A 722-nucleotide genomic window follows, 5' to 3' on the forward strand; every position below is an offset into this window, starting at 1 on the left:
GGACGGTGCGTCGACGGGTCCGTTGGCTCGCGATCTGATGGTCGCGTACATCGCTCGGTTGAACGGTGAGGCGCCGCAGTGGGCTCCGCTGCCGGTGCAGTACGCCGACTATGCGGTGTGGCAGCGTGCGGTGCTCGGTTCCGAAGACGATCCGGAATCGATTGCGGCGCAGCAGATCGCGTACTGGCAGTCGACTCTTGACGGCTTGCCCGATCAGCTGGAGTTGCCGTCGGATCGGCCGCGCCCACCTGCGCAGTCCTTCCGTGGTAGCGCGGTGCGTTTCGAGATTTCCGCGGATCAGCACGCACGGTTGCAGGAGCTGGCGCGGGCCAACAACGCCTCGCTGTTCATGGTCGTGCATGCCGCGCTCGCGGTGCTGCTGGCACGCCTGTCGGGCACCGACGACATTGCGGTGGGCACGCCGATCGCGGGCCGTGGTGAGCGCGAACTCGACGACATGATCGGTATGTTCGTCAACACCTTGGTGTTCCGTACCCAGGTGCGACCGGGTGACCGGCTCACCGAGCTGCTCGCCACGGTGCGGGAACAGGACCTGCAGGCGTTCGCGAATGCCGACGTACCGTTCGAGCGACTGGTCGAGGTGCTCAACCCGGTGCGTTCGACGGCGCGCAACCCGCTGTTCCAGATGGGTCTGTCGTTCCAGAACATGGCCGAAACCTCCTTCGAGCTGCCCGGTCTCTCGGTGAGCGCGGTCGACTTCG

General features: G+C 66.1%; 1 protein-coding gene. It reads left to right on the top strand.

Annotated features, from left to right (window positions below):
• Positions 1 to 722: condensation domain-containing protein (locus ACLMAL_RS39690; RefSeq protein ID WP_412003782.1), on the top strand; the 722-nt coding region annotated here is incomplete at both ends.

It is taken from the genome of Nocardia sp. CWNU-33, assembly GCF_046764895.1.
Classification (GTDB): Bacteria; Actinomycetota; Actinomycetes; order Mycobacteriales; family Mycobacteriaceae; genus Nocardia.